The organism is Cysteiniphilum sp. (assembly GCF_057495195.1).
Genome location: NZ_JBXTEF010000013.1, coordinates 1 through 14,994 on the forward strand (window position 1 = coordinate 1; position 14,994 = coordinate 14,994).

Consider the following 14,994-nt stretch of genomic DNA (forward strand, 5'->3'; position numbering starts at 1 on the left):
TTGGAAGGCTATGTGCAGCATTTGAGTTGCTGGCACAAAAATACTGTGCATAATTTAAACCTTGATTCACATTGTAGGACCACAAGACGCACAAGTGTCCAACTTTATGGATAAGAATGCCAGGACATGCTATAACGCCAATAAGCGTGCATCATGGGTTCTTAAAACAGCAGATGGTAGTGAGGCGATTATTACCTTCAAGCATGAAGCTGTGAGGAGGGGAGTGCCCCCTGAAGTTTCTTATGATGATTGGTTATTGGTTGATGGCATTCTAATAGCAATCAAAAACAGATTGGGGGAGAAAAATTATGCTATTGAGTTTGGTGATAAATACATCATTAAAGCATTAAGTACGCAGCATATAGTTGTGACAAACAAATTTACAATAAAGTAATCAATGAAATGAGGTTGATAATGAAATTTAAACAATTAAGTACTACAATGCTATTGTCCGCTAGCGGAGGATGCTTTGCAGCAGCTTCTCATCCAATAACCTTCCAAAATGATACGAATGATACAGGCTTATCGGTCAATTACATTACAGGGCACAAGTATTCAAAATGTGTGACTTTTGTTAGACCTCAAGCATTAATGATAGCGCCAGGCGATGCTGAAATTTCTATTTTTAGGGATAAAAACAGCAAAACATGTCGCAATGCAAATAAGCGAGCATCATGGATGTTGAAAGCTGCCAATGGCAGTGAGGTTGTGCTTACTTTTAAGCATGAACCTGAGTCGAAGGATATTTTTGATGTGCATGCTTGGAAAGATTCCCTTGTTATTAATGGCGAAAAAGTCAAAGAATACGACATCATTCCTTTTGGCAATTATCAACTTAAAATCAACCATATGAATTATGTAACACTAATCTCAAAAGAGTAAAGGTTTGATTGTTTAAAATACAACACATACAGAGAGGTGGTTATGCAGAATAAACATATATTAACAGGCGGGCTGCTATTGGCAGCAGCTTTTGGTTTTGCCGCGAGCTCACATCCCGTTAATTTCCATAATGATAGAAGAGATACGGGGATCAGTGTCCAGTATTTAACAGGACATAAATATTCAAAATGTGTCTCGTACGTTCGACCATCAGCGCTCATGATTAGTCCAGGGCAAATGCAAACTTCTACTTTTAGAGATAAGGATAGTCGAAGCTGTTGGAATGATGATAAGTATGCCTCATGGTTAATCCGCACAGCAGATGATGCATCAGTTCTCGTGAAATTAATGCACCATAAAAATGGTGATAATTGGCTAACATGGATAGAGGTCGATGGAAAGGAAACACTAGATGGAAATAGTGTACCTATTAACGGTGGCAAATATGCAGTACGTGTGGATAATGAGGAGAATATTGTACTTTATTGACTTATCATGGGGCATTGGCTCGTGATGGCAGCGTGGATGAGCGTAGGGGAGTGCGCTAGATACCGCCCATAAGGCACTTTGTGGCATTTATATCATTGAACTTTAACCCTTTTGAGCGATTGATATTTTAGCAATAGCGAATGTGTTAAGAAACAATGAGTAGTTAATTTAGTGTATGTTGTAGTGTGTTTATCAGCCAAGCAATTGGTTTTTGGCTTTGTTCATCTAAAGCCACTAAATGTGATCCTAAGTGTCCACCATTAAATGTTTTGGCGATCACTGGCACCTTAGCAAGTTGCAGTTTCTCACTATACAGTTGACCTTGCTCAAAAAGAGAATCCTCGTTGTTTAGCACAATAATGCTTGTCGGCATGTTCTCAAGCTGTGCATACAAAGGAGAGTATAATGTATTCTTCAAGTCATTAGGGTCATGAATATAAGCATCGCGAAAACTTAGATATTTTCCGGGATTAACCATGTCAATGATTGGATTAATTAATATTTGTGCTTGAAGCTCCAGTTGATTTACCTCTTTATCTAATAATGCGCACACGGTTGCAATATTTGCTCCCGCGCTATCCCCAATTAGTGCTAGCTTGCTTTCATGGTGGTGAATAAAGCATAGTGCTTTGTAACATGAGTTGATAACCATGTCACTTTTATACTCGGGTGCTAAGGGATACTCTATTGAAATCACTTTACACCCGACTTTTTGTGAAAGCATACGGCATAAATTATCATGTGAGTTAATGCTGCCTGCAACAAAGCCTCCACCATGAAAAAATATTAAGGTTGTCTCTTTTAGTAAACCTTCAGGTTGATAAAGCCGTGCATTCATATGTGTGATTTGTTTATCTAGGCTAAAAGCGTTGGTAATTTCCCCTGTAAAAGGATAAACAGGGGCGTTCATGCTTATGTTTTGCACTCTTTCTCGTAATTGCGTAACGCTAGGGACTGACATTAATTCTCCTTGGTTTTAGTTTTATCTGCAGTGTTAGTAATATTCATATTATTAAGTATATATTGATAAATCGCTTTTTGAATTTGATAAGTGGGGTGGACATGATCCCAGAAAATATAATGCTCGGGATCAGGGCATAGGTTGCCTGTTTCACTCGTTGCTAAACTTGCTGTGATATCCGCGGGAAGCGTGCTTCGATTGCTTAATGTTGCAAAATTTAAGGTTTTATTCTGTAAGTGGTTGTAACTGAAATATCCGCCATGCCAACAGGATATAGTATTATTTTTGGGGTCGATTACAGTATTAAACTGTGTATTGAAAGCTTGTGGATTGTTGAGCAATAGAGCAAACATTTTATCGATGTCAATAAATTTAATATTGGTATTGGAATTGGCAAATTCTTGTAGTTGCATGTTGTGTGCTGTGCTGAGTTTTGTTAGTACTGCTTCATTACCACGCTCATGAGATTCGGGAGTGAAGGATAAATCAGGTAGTCCAACAATTAAGGTGTTTTCTGCACCAACCTCACGGATGGTATTGATAATTTTATCGGTTACTTCGTGACTTATTTGTTGTATATCTTTGTCAGACAATGACTTATCAGCAGTTAAATAATCATTAGCGCCAATAAAAAATATTGCTAGTTTTTGCTCGTTTTTACGCCAGTTTTTTTGATCCAGCTGGTAGGCTTTAAGTTCAGCGTCAAGATTATAAGGTAGTCCTAAGCTTGCCCATTCTGGTTCAAAAACAACGGTAGCGCCACCTACGGCATAATTGCTTACTTCGATATTGAAGCTTTTAAGCGTATTTTTAAGTAGTACTGACCAAGGTGCGCCATTTGAAAACATACCACGATAATAAGGTGTAGATTTAGGAATCATGCCAGCGGAGTAGTGATATAGATTTCCTTGATCACTAATACTATCGCCAAAGATAACTATACGCTGAATATCTGCTACATCACTTTTTGAGATATCATATGTTTGTTTGCAAGCAGATACAGTAAAGCTTGGAATCTCTTGTTTACCAGAGAGCGTATAGCTATGCCATGTATAGGTATAGTCGGTAGTAAGTGGCATATGCTCAATCTTGATATCACCATCTGCCTTGGTAAAGGCGGCAGTATTATTTGTGAAACCATTGTCTAACAAATAGCTAACACGACCGCTATGTTTCAAACTGTTAAATTGAATTTGAATGTTTGAGGTGGTGTGCTCAAGCGTGTTGCTATTGACGTAACTCCCAGCAAAAACATATTGATTTGGGTCAAGCTGAACTGTATAGCTTTGACCCGCCTCGTCACCATTGATGCTAAATTGCACGGGCTCAGTACAGTTATTCTCAAATGTTAGTGTTGATCGGGCATCTGCATAAAGGTTATTGGCATAACCTAAAGCGAATAAAAGCGCTATTTTTTTCACAGTATACTCCTTTCTTGTTGGTAGGTGATATAACAACTAATGTATTGTGCATTGCTGCATGCTGGTGTTGCCATTAAGTTGGTTATAGTAAAGATTACCTGTTTTGCTTAAGATTATAGGGGTGCTAGTATTGATCGATTTAAAATTACCAAAATCATCATAAATAAACATCTGCACATCACCAGGATAGTTCTCAGGGCGAGCCCAGCCAAGATAAACAAGCTTATCGTTGCCGCCAACATCAAGCCCAACACTCGAAGCACCTTGTTTGGCAGCATCTGAGAGATTGTAATAAGCTTGGGTAAATTGATCCATTGTTGGGTGAATTAATACACTGCTACAAGCAAACTTAGCGGCTTTGATATAAGTAACTAGTTTATTTCTATTATCACCTTGACATTGATTATCGCCCAGTGGGCATGTGGTATAAATACCAGTGTTATCATAGTCAAAATAATTATAGTTATTAGGATCTGTTAGATTAACGCCATTGGCATTGGTGCCAATATTTTGGGTTTGTGATGCGGTAAACGGTTCTTGACAGCCGTACATCCCAAAGTCTAGCTTGGAGACCGTTTGCCCCATGGTGTTTTTGTTGACGCGAGCGTAGACAATGTGACCAGCGCTAAGCATATTATTATGCATAATTTGATATCCCAGTGCGATATGTAAATCAAGAGAATCACTGTTGTTTTGTGGTAGTGGCAGATTAGTCTGAGTAAAGCAAGGAGCTCCACTCATCACATCACTTGGTGGCAGATTGCTATTTAATACGGCATATTGGCTAGTACTCACCGGTACGTCACCTTGCAAATCTATGCCATAGATATTCATTTGAGGCAGTTGTTGTTGCCCACGAAGTTGCACATAAAAAATCCGACTAATCGAGGTTGGAGTATCACCTAAAGCACTACGGCTAAAAAACATCATATTTTGATTGCTTGGATGCTCATAAGTACCTGTTTTAAGGTTTTGGTTTTGAATGCTGGTGACACATAGGCTTGCTTGACCATTATTGATGTTAAGCCATTGATCTGGCGTCCAGTCAATATGTAACTTAGCACTGGCGTCAGTATAGCTGCCATCTAAGAAGCTTACTCCTTCGCGCCAAGGAAAATTGTTTAAATTGCTATCTTGTAACTTACCAAAGAGATCCTGTTGGCATGCCATATTAGTGCCATTAGCATCATGTGTTAGAGACAAGTGGTATGGATTTTGCTGGTCAATGCCTTGTACATTAGTGACATATAAACCGATGCGATCCCAGATGTGCTGTTGAGTTTCTTCATCGGGCTGTCCGTCAAAGTTGAGTGTAACCAAAACTGGAAATTGCTGTAAGCCATTAGTATATCCGTAAATATTGGTACCTGTTTGCTGGTTTATGTCACTAACCGCAATACCCGTTAGATTAACATTATTAGCTTGTGCTGCGAAGCTTGTATTTGCTAAGGATAATGCTGAGATGAGGGATAATGATAATAATTTAAGTTTCATAAATTGATCCTTTGTGATTTCATCGACTAGTTGGTTGTGAAGTCAGTAATTTGACAAGCTGGGGTATTTGCCGCATCAATGCCTTGCTTGAGATTGTTATAGCAATCCTGAGGATTGCTAACAAGCAATTGTCGTGGAAAGCTACTTTTGCTGATATAGGATTTAGCAACACCATAAGGATTATCCTTTGTGAAGATGCGTACCTCAACTTGAACGGTCTTCCCGCGAGAGCCATTATATTTTTTGCAGGCAGGGACATAAATATTAAAGCTATTACTGTTCGTGATGCTCAAAATTTGACTCATATCATTATGGTTATAATGCGAGGTTCTTTTGCAGGTTCTATGGAGGTAAATGCCAGTGACCCCCAGCTCGGCAAAGGTGAAGTTGCGTACAACACCATTATTATCGGTATAATTGGGTGGTGAGATGGTAATATTTTCCCCCGCATTAGCTATGCCAAGAATAAATAAACTGCTGCAAATAAGTGTTTTTTTTAACATGGTTGTATAAGCCTCGTGTGCTGTGATTTAATGCACGGTCATCATACTTAATGTTTTTATTTTTCAAGAGTGACGTGAGGTTATTTGAGAAGATAATCGTCTGCATTTTGATCAATGGGTTTGTCTTGCGTCAAGCGGTAACTACAGTGCCCACCGCCATGATAACTCACCAATGTTGAGTGTGGAATAAGCGCATGCATGGCTTTAGCATCAACATAGGGAGTTTGCGGATCATAGTGATTAGCAAGCATTAGTATCTTAGGCGTATCACCATCAAAGCTCAGTTTCGTCGGTGCTTTCATTAAGTTTTGCCAAAGTCCGGTGCAAGGTAATGAGAAATCAATCGCCATATGTTTGGTAATGTCGTCAAAGATTGGTTGGTTTAAAAACGCTAGAAATGAATTAAAGTTAAGGTGATATGAATCCTGACAAATAACGGCAGAATAAGCCGCTTGAATGGCAAGTTGATCATTGCGACTAAAGTCAAATAGGTCATCAATGTCTTGTTTTTGCATGATTTTATCAATCAGCAGATAGATTTTGTCATAATCCTTTTCATTATTAATAAAATCCATGACTCGATAGAGAAAATCGCTTTCTAACACTTGGCGCTTGTGAGCATAAACCTCGCCAAACTTTACACGTGTCAATGCTTGGTAAAACCTTATCCATGGATTGGGATAGATAGGACAGTGTGTGTCTTTGGCACAAAGATCAAAAGCATAATCAAAGCTTTCTTTATCAGCGATAGCCAGTGTTTTATTTGCCTCATATAAATTGCGATCAGCGCCCATCACTCCATCAAGCACAAGCTTATTAACATGTTGTGGGTATTTTGCCAGATAATATTCAGCTAAATAGGTACCATAGGATTGTGCAAGAAAGTTGATCTTGCCAAGATTTAACTGTTGGCGAATTTTCTCTAGATCTTGTAGCGTGTACTCTGTGCCCATACGTGTAAACAGCTTGTTATCATGTTTTTGGCAGCTAAGGTAGATTTGATTGCGTAAATCAATAAGTCCTGTGATGGCTTGTGGTAATGCTTCAACTTTGGCAAATTGATCATAAATACGCTCATTGATGTGGCAGTTAAGCCGTGTGCTTTGTCCGAAACCACGTGGATCAAAGCCTAAAATGGCATAGTCTTTTAATAGCCGTTGGCTAAACAGTGGTTGTAGATCCAATTCACTGACGGGCAACCAAGGACCACCTGGGTTATATAATAGAACCTTTTGCGCATGATAAGGGTTGTAAAGCGTAAGATAAATATCAATATCCCCAAGCTCAGGTTGCTTATATTCCAATGGTAACTTAAGCGTTGCACAGAGATAGTCCTTTGAATTTTGATGATTGCTGCAGGCTTGCCAGTGAATGGGTGAGTCTAAGCTTTTATGATTATTACTTGCTGATAGTGATGTTAACGTAAAGCATGATAGTAATAATCCGCTCGCTAGTGAAGTGGTATGTTTTAGCATATATTAATATTACCTTGTTATGCAGTAATTAAACCAAAGGGCTTGTGAAGTGGTTGTTGTTCTGGTTTTTCACTACTTTCTACAGTTAGGTTATGGTCACCATTAATGCGCTTGAATTGTTTGTTAGGCGTTGGCACAGATCTTGGTGGTGCTGGAGGCGGGGGAGCATTTAATGCTCGAGGACTAGGCACCGGCATCGAGGTGTTGATAGCTGTTGCCGAAGCTGTATTTTTAGCTGCGTAGTAAGCTTTGAGATTATTAATATTCTTCCCGACACTCATGCTTGCTGCATTTTTAACAACTGAAATGGCATAGTTCTCCCAATTCCATTTGCTCTGATAACCAGCGCCAATCATAATACCTTGTTCTATGGCAGGTTCAGCAAATATCATACCGATGTCATATGAAAATTTTGTTTGCGTGGAAGCGCTGCTAACACCAACGGCACCGCCTGCTGCTCCAAGTGTTGTTCCTATCGCCACGCCAACATAACCGCCATTACGCATTTGTTTGGCAAAATTTTGTTTATTTAAGCCAGCATTTGTCGCTTGTGCAGCAACGGAAGCAGAGCCCCCAGCGATAGCACCACTGATGGCTGCCATCATCATCGGGTGTGCAGTGGCAGTAGTGGGTGCTAATGCACCACCACTAGCAGCGATTGCCATGCCCATCGCTGTAGCTGTGGTAACGCCAACCCCCCAAACGATAACATGTTTTGCCCAATCGGGGATATGCCCTGAAGGATCAAACGCCATAACTGGATTGTTATCACTATAGGCATAACCATGTATACCTCCTTCACTAAAAGGGGATAAGCTGTCATATTGCAGAAAGATACCTAAGCGAGGATTATACGCGCGATAGCCATTGCCTAAAAATTGATTGCCACTTATTGTATCGGTTGATATGCCATTGAAACCTTTTAGATGTTGATCTAACTCAGGTGTATGCATTAAATCATTGTTTTTATCGATATCGCTGATGAAACCAAAGGGTAGGTAACGATAATAATGATTGAGTTTTTTATCTGGGGTGATATGACTGATAATGCTGCCTAGATTATCGCTTATGTAATGCTGAGTCTCAAACATGTTACTTTGACGGCTTAATTTAAACTCCCCTCCATCAAAGTAGGATTTAAGCAAATGATGTTGCTCACTACCAATGAGTTTATTATTGACATAATAATGGTAAATAGGACTTTGGTGTTGGTGTGTTTGCGCAGTTTGTTGCCCTTTAGCATCGTAGCGATAATGGATTATTTTGCCATTGGACTGGATTGACTTGGTTAATTCATTGTTGCTGTTATAGTTAAATTGCGTGGCTTGATCATCAAGCAGTAAGTTTCCACCTTGATCATAGTTGAGCATGTTGCTTACGCCATCTTCAATGATATGAGTTAATTGCGTTGGATGTGTTGCCTTGGCGACAAAAGGGATGCTTAGCGCTACTCCGATGAGTAATATGCCAAGCCTTCGTGTAGTAATATCTGTTATGTGTTCCATTTAAGCTATCCTTCCCGATTAATTAACACATCCGACACAGTAACAATATTAAGCATTCTTTAAAGTAACCACAGGTTATTTTTGTTGTTATGCACCATAGACATATTCGGTTTTATGCTCAATGGGCTTGTTATTTGCATCATGACCTTGGGTTGTGACTAAATCAAGTCGGTTTAACGCTTTGTTGTAGCGATAACTGGCATGATTGACAATATCACCATGGCTATCTGCAGGGCAATAGAACGTATCAGTTGATGCGGCATCTTTTTCTTGACAGTCAAACGCCAATAGCTGTTGGGTATCTTTGTCATATTGATATTGATTAATCGTATGTGGTGTGATGGTTTTGATGATATTGCCATCATCATTATAGGTCATTGTATAGTCATAACGCACACTGTTATCGGGTGTTACTTGACTGAAGTAAGACAGCTGAGGTAAGCCATTGTGTCCGTTGTACTCATAGCGTTTGATCAACACTGCATTACGTGATTCAACTACTTGCCCACGATCATCGTAGCGATAGCTGCTTTTACCTGCTAGGCTGTTGGTTTTGGCAATAACCCGACCAAGATTATCGTATTCGTAATCAGTGGTTGTATGCGCCAGTGAATCCGCTGTTTGTGTCAATACCCCATAGTTATTGAGCACTTCTGTATAGGTGACTGGGATCAAATTGTCTAACGTCGTTGTTGTTTGATAAACCGAGCCATCAGGATAGTAGCTGTAATTGATTTTGCTGTTTTCGTCAGAAACTTCAGTGACTTGTGCTGGGATCGCTGGGTTATCATAGCGATAGTTGATCGTTTTATCGGGTCGAGTAATTGTAATCAGTGAACCCAGTTCATTATAACTATAGTTAAAGACATCACCTTTTGCTGTTGTTTTGGTCAGCAGATCACCTTGCGGATTGTAGGTGTAAGTAGTTGTAGCACCTTGGACGGTTTCGCTAATCAATTGTCCTAATGCATTATATTGACGTGATCCTAGGAGATAGGTGACATCATTATTCGCATGATCAATGACTGAAAGATTGGTTACCTTGCCATAAAGGGGATCATATTGATAGATAAGACTACTTTGTGTGGCTTGTTGATCTTTTTGAGTCACCTCTCCTTTATTATTGTAGTGATACGTCGTTTTGTTGCCATGTTCATCTGTAGTGTTCGCAGTGCGTCCTAGACCATCATAGTTCTCAATAGTAGTTTTATAGGTTTCATTTTGCGTAATAATGCTATCTATCGTGGTTGATAAGGTATTTGCATTTGGCGTATTGCCGTTGGCAAGCGCGCTTAATGCATTCATTAACTGTGTTTTGGTTTGTGCATTATAAAGTGCTTTGCCGTTGTCAAATTGCGCATCAGATTTAGTTAAAATGACATAGCTGTGTTTGCCTAAAAACAGAGATTGTGTTTGGTTGTTTACTTTTGTTGCAACGACATTTTGTTCACTAACATTAATTAAGTCAGCTTGGCAGCCGGTAGGTTGCCCTATGGCGTTATGGCAAGGACTATTTGGCACGTCAATCACTTGACTATTGCTATAAAGCTTAAGGCTAATGCTACGATTACGGATACGATCGTTGATAGAATAATCAGCACTGCCGTCGGGGTTGATGGTCAGATCATTATTACCTGCCACATCATAGTGATAATAAGTGGTTAACGCTTTGTTTTGGTCGATATAATTGGTTTTATCGCTTATTTGCCCAAGTGCATCATAGTGTTGCGATGCAAGCGGGCGAATACCTGCGGGCAAATCCACTGCATAACTTGTCGTGCTGTGATTTGTGTCACTGCCAGCGCGTCCAATCTCACGACCTAAACTATCGTAATATACAAAGTCAATATCACCAGTGGCAGCATTGGTTTGCTTCACAGATAAAAGCCCACGTGTTGGATCAATATGGTACTCATAGTTATTAATGATTGGATTGACGCGATTAGCAAAGGCGATGCTTTGGATCGCTCGCCCAAGTAGGTCATACTTGTAGGTCATAACATTGCCATAAGCATCTGATTCACTAATCATTTGCCCTGTATAGGCGCTAATTGTTTTTGTTTTACCCTGAACGTGCTCTTTGCCATTAGTAATAGCTTCTTGAACAGTAATGGGTGCAAATGGTGTGCTATTGTCTTGATGGTAACTTGTCGTCATGGTAGCAGCTGAGTTATTGTCATCATTGAAGCTTTTTATCTTGTATAGCGTATTTAAATTCGTTGAAGTTGTAACGGTTTCGGCTGTAGTCAACCCAAAGTCAATCGCTGTTGGATCACTACTAGACACCGTTTTTTGCACATTTAATAATGGCTGACTAGCAGATAATTGGGCGTGGCTGTTAGTAGTCGCAGTATGAATTTCTTTGCCACTGACATAAGAGCTGCTATAGCTTTGAGCGCCATTTTCACGATTAATATTGGCAATTGGATAATTGGTTGTGATGGCATTAGGGGTTGTCATACCCTGAATGGTTGCAGGTGTTGTCGTTTCACTTGAAACAATATGGTCAAAAGGACCAGCAACACTGGCAGGATAATACTGATAATCGGTACGAATGCTATTTTGATCAATCTTAAAATTCATGAGTCCAGTATTTTGATCAAAGCCTGCGTAGCTGTATAAAGTGGCACCTGCTTGTCCGCCTTGACCATTGATACCAAAGCTTCTCTCTTGCATTGCAATAGGCTGTAAGTAGCCAGCGCTAAGTCCACTGAAGTAGCCATTGCTACTTTGCTCATACGTCTGTGAGGTTTGTTTAATGAGTTGTCCATTCGCATAGATTTCGGTTTTTATCGGGCGATGAAAATGGTCATAAGTTGTTGTCGTGGTTTGTGTATTGCCATTATCATCCTTTATTGTCTGACTTGATTGATAGGTATAGCCACTTTTAACATTAACCAGCATTGGATCTTCTTGGCTTGATGGTTTTGCCCCTGAGCCAAACCCAAGATAGTTGTGTCCGCTTGGGTCGTAACTGTATTCGATAACTTGTGCAGGCTCCATCATGGTTTGACCATTTGACATCCAACTTGGATATTGGGTATTGGAATGAATAACTTGTTTAGAAACAACAGGAAGCGTTTGTCCTGTTAGGGTTTTAAGTGAGGCGTTGTAATCAACATGAAACGTTGCACCAGTAGGCAGCGTCAAATCACTAACAAAACCTAACGGATTATAGCCGATAATGGTTGTGGCTTGCTCACCATCATCGATAGGCGTTGTCATGGATATAAGTTGCTTTCCTTGGATATTAAGCGTCACATTTCTAGGTGTACCATCGATGCCTAGCGATTGTATGTTTACGGTGCTTGTTTGATAGTTTATTTTGATGCTGCGCACATTTTTGCTATTCTCATCACCGTCAGTTATGGCAACAAGCTGGTTTCCTTGATAGCTATAATTGGTGGCGTAACCTAACGCACTGACTGTCTTAACAAGATAGCCCTTTTGGTTAAAATAGCTGACATTACCATTGGCATCGGTAAAACGATAACTGCCATCTTTAGCTTGTTGGAAAGCAAATTGAGAACCTTGGAGTTTAGCATACTGTAGTTGATTCCCTGGAAGCATGCGATAACGTCCGCCACCAGGTAATAGGAAAGTCGCTGTTTGCATATCGACATAAGGGAGACTAAAGCTCCAACTAGGCGCTACAGGATAGGCACTAAAGGCATTTGCCCCTGTGTACTCAATACTTAAATCAACTTGCCCACCTTGTAGTGCGTTTGCCCATAAAGAACCGACTTTGAATGAAACGCCAAGGCTGCCGGTGCGTGGGTCAACCTCAAATCCGCCCATGCTTTTTAAGTTGTAGGCATTGGAGACAATATCATTGTTGATATCAGTAGCCGTTAAGTTAAACTCGGCATGGTTAGATGCTTTTGTTGTGGTAATGTTTGATTCAGCTAGATCATTAGTGATCTGAGGAGTTTCTAAAGATCCTGTATCAGGTGCAGTGACGATGCTACTATGATCTGTGCTAACATCTGCATAAATGGGTGAGCTCAGTAAGGTGCTTAATAATAAGCAGCTGATTTTTTTTAGTTTGAAGGTGTGTCTATCTTTCATAAGTTTCCTTGATATTAGTAGGGGTATTGGGGTGAGTAATTCAACTTTAGCAAAGGCAGGAAATGCGTGTAGTGACTTCAAGTTATTTTTAATCCGCCACTTTGTCTTGTGATTATATCAATGAGGAATAAGAAAATATGTCAAAGAGTGTAGGAGGATTTCCATTATCAATTTTATGCGCTGTCGGTATTTTTAAGCTATCTCCTTTGCGTTCATTGAGTAAATTTAGACTTTTACTATTAGGCTTTCTAGAGCTATTTTGCTGTGATGAATCTCCTTTGAGAGCATCTTCAAGTGTTGGTAATCCTGATTTTGTAGTGGCTGTTGTGATGGCTATCCCACTGTGAACAGCCGCATTAGCCGCAAAATTCATGCCAAAATTCTGTAAATTAACCCCTTTTTGTAATCCGGTAGCGATGCTTAGGCTTTCTTGAGCAATAGCGCTTGCAGCAGACTTAGCTACAACATGAGTAACAACATTTGAGGTTACTTTGCCGATGCCATATCCTGCAGCTTCTCCTGCGGCAAGGGTGCCAAGACCAACGACCACATTTTTCCAACCGGTAGAGCGCATTTGATGCGTCCAATTTTTGTGTGCCTCTGCATCGGCAATTGAGTCTGCTATAACAGGTGTAGTGACTGATAACCCTATGGCTGCTGTAGACATAAAACTTGTATAACTAGTGAGAACCATTGGGGTGGCTGCTCCTCCTGTTGCCATAATAGCTAAGCCAGAAGCAACTGCTGTAAGAGTGAGTCCAGCAATCATGTCAACTCGTTGCCATTTGCTCATATGTCCTGAGGGGGCAAATGCCATAATGGGGTTATTATCACTGTAGGCATAGCCATTAATGCCCCCTTGATCAAATGGCGATAAACTATCGTATTTCATAAATAATCGTAGTCTTGGATTATAAGCTCGATAGCCATTACCTAGAAATTGATTACCCGTGATCTGATCTGTAAGCATATCGTTGTAGCCCTTACTTGAGTCAGCTAAGTCAAACACATCAAATGTTGCGCTATCTGACTTCATGTCACTTTGATAACCAAAGGGTAAATAGCGATAGAAGTGAGCAAGTTGCTGAGATTGATCAATAAGAGTAATGATGCTACCAAAATTATTCTGCAAGTAATATGAGGCTTTTATTTGATTGTTTGTGACAGACAACTGTCCATGTTCAAGGTAGTGCGTGATATCATTAACTTGCACGTCATCCAGCAGTCGTCGATCCTGATAAAAATGGTAAAGTGGTTCACTTTGATTGAAGGATTCTACCATTTGTTGATTAAGCGCATTATAGCGGTACTTAATAGTATTGCCATTGGTTTGCAGTACTTTTATGAGCTCGTTATCGCTGTCGTAGATTAGGAGATTGGCTTGATCATCGAACGAGATATTACCATTTTGATCATATTGAATGGTTTTAACAATGCCATCTTCTATAATGCTGCGCAATTGGTCTGGATTACTGGGATAATTTAACGTGGCATATGCGTGCCCGTAAGTGTAAAGCAATAATAAAGGCGCTAAACTGAAATAGCTCAATGGTATGTGGCAATAATTTCGCATGCTATGTCCTTATCTACTTACTAGCCTCACCTTGCTGAAACTATCAAATACTAATTGGTAGTGACTGCCAAAGTTATAAGGTACGGGAAAACCGGTTGAGAAATTGTTTGAAATGTTTCTTAAAGCTATTACCTTGCCATCGACAACAATCGTGTCGACGTATGGTATATGAGTAGTCCCATCTTGCACAGCCTCATGTTTAAAAGTAAGGATAGCAGAACTGCCATCTGCTGTTTTTAATACCCAAGAAGCACGTTTATTAGCCTGATTACAGGTTCTAGCATCTTTGTCCATAAAAATAGAAAGCTCGGCATCTTGTGGATTGATATTAAGCGTTTGTGGTCTCACATACGACACACATTTAGAATATTTATGTCCGGTAATGTAGTTGACTGATAGCTGTGTGTCATTGGCATTATTTTGAAAAATCATGGGATGTGAGCCAGAAGCAAAAGCATTCATACTGCTTAGCAGTCCTAGTGTGATGCATAATTTAATGGTTCGCATAAGAAAACTCCTTGGGTTTATAAAAAACATTAAACTTGTTAATGCTCGTATTAGGCTAAAGCATAGGGATATCATAACGAGATAATGGATATACAACAGTAACCTAAGGTTCTTTG

Annotated in this window: 12 protein-coding genes; 3 read left to right on the forward strand and 9 right to left on the reverse strand. The window is 39.8% G+C overall.

The window, feature by feature from the left end; all coding sequences use genetic code 11:
* Nucleotides 1-106: 106 nt before the first annotated feature.
* From ACY10D_RS01265 to ACY10D_RS01275, 3 genes are read left to right on the forward strand one after another with little or no spacing between them, the layout of a single operon-like run.
* A complete protein-coding gene (locus ACY10D_RS01265) occupies nucleotides 107-394 on the forward strand; it encodes a hypothetical protein (protein WP_486999000.1) in 288 nt (95 codons plus the stop codon).
* A 20-nt stretch (nucleotides 395-414) separates the two neighbouring features.
* On the forward strand, nucleotides 415-882 hold the full coding sequence (locus ACY10D_RS01270; protein ID WP_486999001.1) for a hypothetical protein: 468 nt from the start codon (nucleotides 415-417) through the stop codon (nucleotides 880-882).
* 42 nt (nucleotides 883-924) lie between these two features.
* A complete protein-coding gene (locus tag ACY10D_RS01275; protein WP_486999002.1) occupies nucleotides 925-1,371 on the forward strand; it encodes a hypothetical protein in 447 nt (148 codons plus the stop codon).
* A gap of 163 nt (nucleotides 1,372-1,534) precedes the next feature.
* Here the strand turns inward: ACY10D_RS01275 and ACY10D_RS01280 are convergent, their stop codons facing one another.
* The 9 genes from ACY10D_RS01280 to ACY10D_RS01320 all read right to left on the reverse strand — a co-directional run bounded on the left by ACY10D_RS01280 (nucleotide 1,535) and on the right by ACY10D_RS01320 (nucleotide 14,878).
* Nucleotides 1,535-2,332 (reverse strand): alpha/beta hydrolase, encoded by a 798-nt coding sequence (locus tag ACY10D_RS01280; protein WP_486999003.1) that lies wholly within the window; start codon nucleotides 2,330-2,332, stop codon nucleotides 1,535-1,537.
* Nucleotides 2,332-3,753, reverse strand: a complete 1,422-nt coding sequence (locus ACY10D_RS01285; protein WP_486999004.1) for an SGNH/GDSL hydrolase family protein — start codon at nucleotides 3,751-3,753, stop codon at nucleotides 2,332-2,334. Before ACY10D_RS01285 ends, ACY10D_RS01280 begins: the two co-directional genes overlap by 1 nt.
* 36 nt (nucleotides 3,754-3,789) lie before the next feature.
* Complete coding sequence (locus ACY10D_RS01290; protein ID WP_486999005.1) at nucleotides 3,790-5,247, reverse strand: hypothetical protein; 1,458 nt, start codon at nucleotides 5,245-5,247, stop codon at nucleotides 3,790-3,792.
* A gap of 26 nt (nucleotides 5,248-5,273) precedes the next feature.
* The gene (locus ACY10D_RS01295) at nucleotides 5,274-5,750 is read right to left on the reverse strand and encodes a hypothetical protein (protein WP_486999006.1); all 477 of its coding nucleotides are present in this window, start codon (nucleotides 5,748-5,750) and stop codon (nucleotides 5,274-5,276) included.
* An 80-nt stretch (nucleotides 5,751-5,830) separates the two neighbouring features.
* Complete coding sequence (locus ACY10D_RS01300) at nucleotides 5,831-7,225, reverse strand: alpha/beta fold hydrolase (RefSeq protein ID WP_486999007.1); 1,395 nt, start codon at nucleotides 7,223-7,225, stop codon at nucleotides 5,831-5,833.
* A 17-nt stretch (nucleotides 7,226-7,242) separates the two neighbouring features.
* Entirely contained in the window at nucleotides 7,243-8,730 is a 1,488-nt protein-coding gene (locus ACY10D_RS01305; protein WP_486999008.1) for an RHS repeat domain-containing protein, read from the reverse strand.
* Nucleotides 8,731-8,817: 87 nt separating this feature from the next.
* Nucleotides 8,818-12,798 (reverse strand): RHS repeat domain-containing protein, encoded by a 3,981-nt coding sequence (locus ACY10D_RS01310; RefSeq protein WP_486999009.1) that lies wholly within the window; start codon nucleotides 12,796-12,798, stop codon nucleotides 8,818-8,820.
* A 112-nt stretch (nucleotides 12,799-12,910) separates the two neighbouring features.
* A complete protein-coding gene (locus tag ACY10D_RS01315) occupies nucleotides 12,911-14,371 on the reverse strand; it encodes an RHS repeat domain-containing protein (RefSeq protein ID WP_486999010.1) in 1,461 nt (486 codons plus the stop codon).
* A 9-nt stretch (nucleotides 14,372-14,380) separates the two neighbouring features.
* Nucleotides 14,381-14,878, reverse strand: coding sequence for a hypothetical protein (locus ACY10D_RS01320; RefSeq protein ID WP_486999011.1), 498 nt, complete (start codon nucleotides 14,876-14,878; stop codon nucleotides 14,381-14,383).
* Between the last annotated feature and the right edge of the window lie 116 nt (nucleotides 14,879-14,994).

What these genes read in the sequence shown, in the direction of transcription:
- ACY10D_RS01315 (WP_486999010.1), bottom strand. Translation starts at nt 14,371, where the DNA reads ATGCGAAATTATTGCCACATACCATTGAGCTATTTCAGTTTAGCGCCT.
- ACY10D_RS01290 (WP_486999005.1), bottom strand. Translation starts at nt 5,247, where the DNA reads ATGAAACTTAAATTATTATCATTATCCCTCATCTCAGCATTATCCTTA.
- ACY10D_RS01265 (WP_486999000.1), top strand. Translation starts at nt 107, where the DNA reads ATGGATAAGAATGCCAGGACATGCTATAACGCCAATAAGCGTGCATCA.
- ACY10D_RS01295 (WP_486999006.1), bottom strand. Translation starts at nt 5,750, where the DNA reads ATGTTAAAAAAAACACTTATTTGCAGCAGTTTATTTATTCTTGGCATA.
- ACY10D_RS01270 (WP_486999001.1), top strand. Translation starts at nt 415, where the DNA reads ATGAAATTTAAACAATTAAGTACTACAATGCTATTGTCCGCTAGCGGA.
- ACY10D_RS01275 (WP_486999002.1), top strand. Translation starts at nt 925, where the DNA reads ATGCAGAATAAACATATATTAACAGGCGGGCTGCTATTGGCAGCAGCT.
- ACY10D_RS01300 (WP_486999007.1), bottom strand. Translation starts at nt 7,225, where the DNA reads ATGCTAAAACATACCACTTCACTAGCGAGCGGATTATTACTATCATGC.
- ACY10D_RS01320 (WP_486999011.1), bottom strand. Translation starts at nt 14,878, where the DNA reads ATGCGAACCATTAAATTATGCATCACACTAGGACTGCTAAGCAGTATG.
- ACY10D_RS01280 (WP_486999003.1), bottom strand. Translation starts at nt 2,332, where the DNA reads ATGTCAGTCCCTAGCGTTACGCAATTACGAGAAAGAGTGCAAAACATA.
- ACY10D_RS01305 (WP_486999008.1), bottom strand. Translation starts at nt 8,730, where the DNA reads ATGGAACACATAACAGATATTACTACACGAAGGCTTGGCATATTACTC.
- ACY10D_RS01310 (WP_486999009.1), bottom strand. Translation starts at nt 12,798, where the DNA reads ATGAAAGATAGACACACCTTCAAACTAAAAAAAATCAGCTGCTTATTA.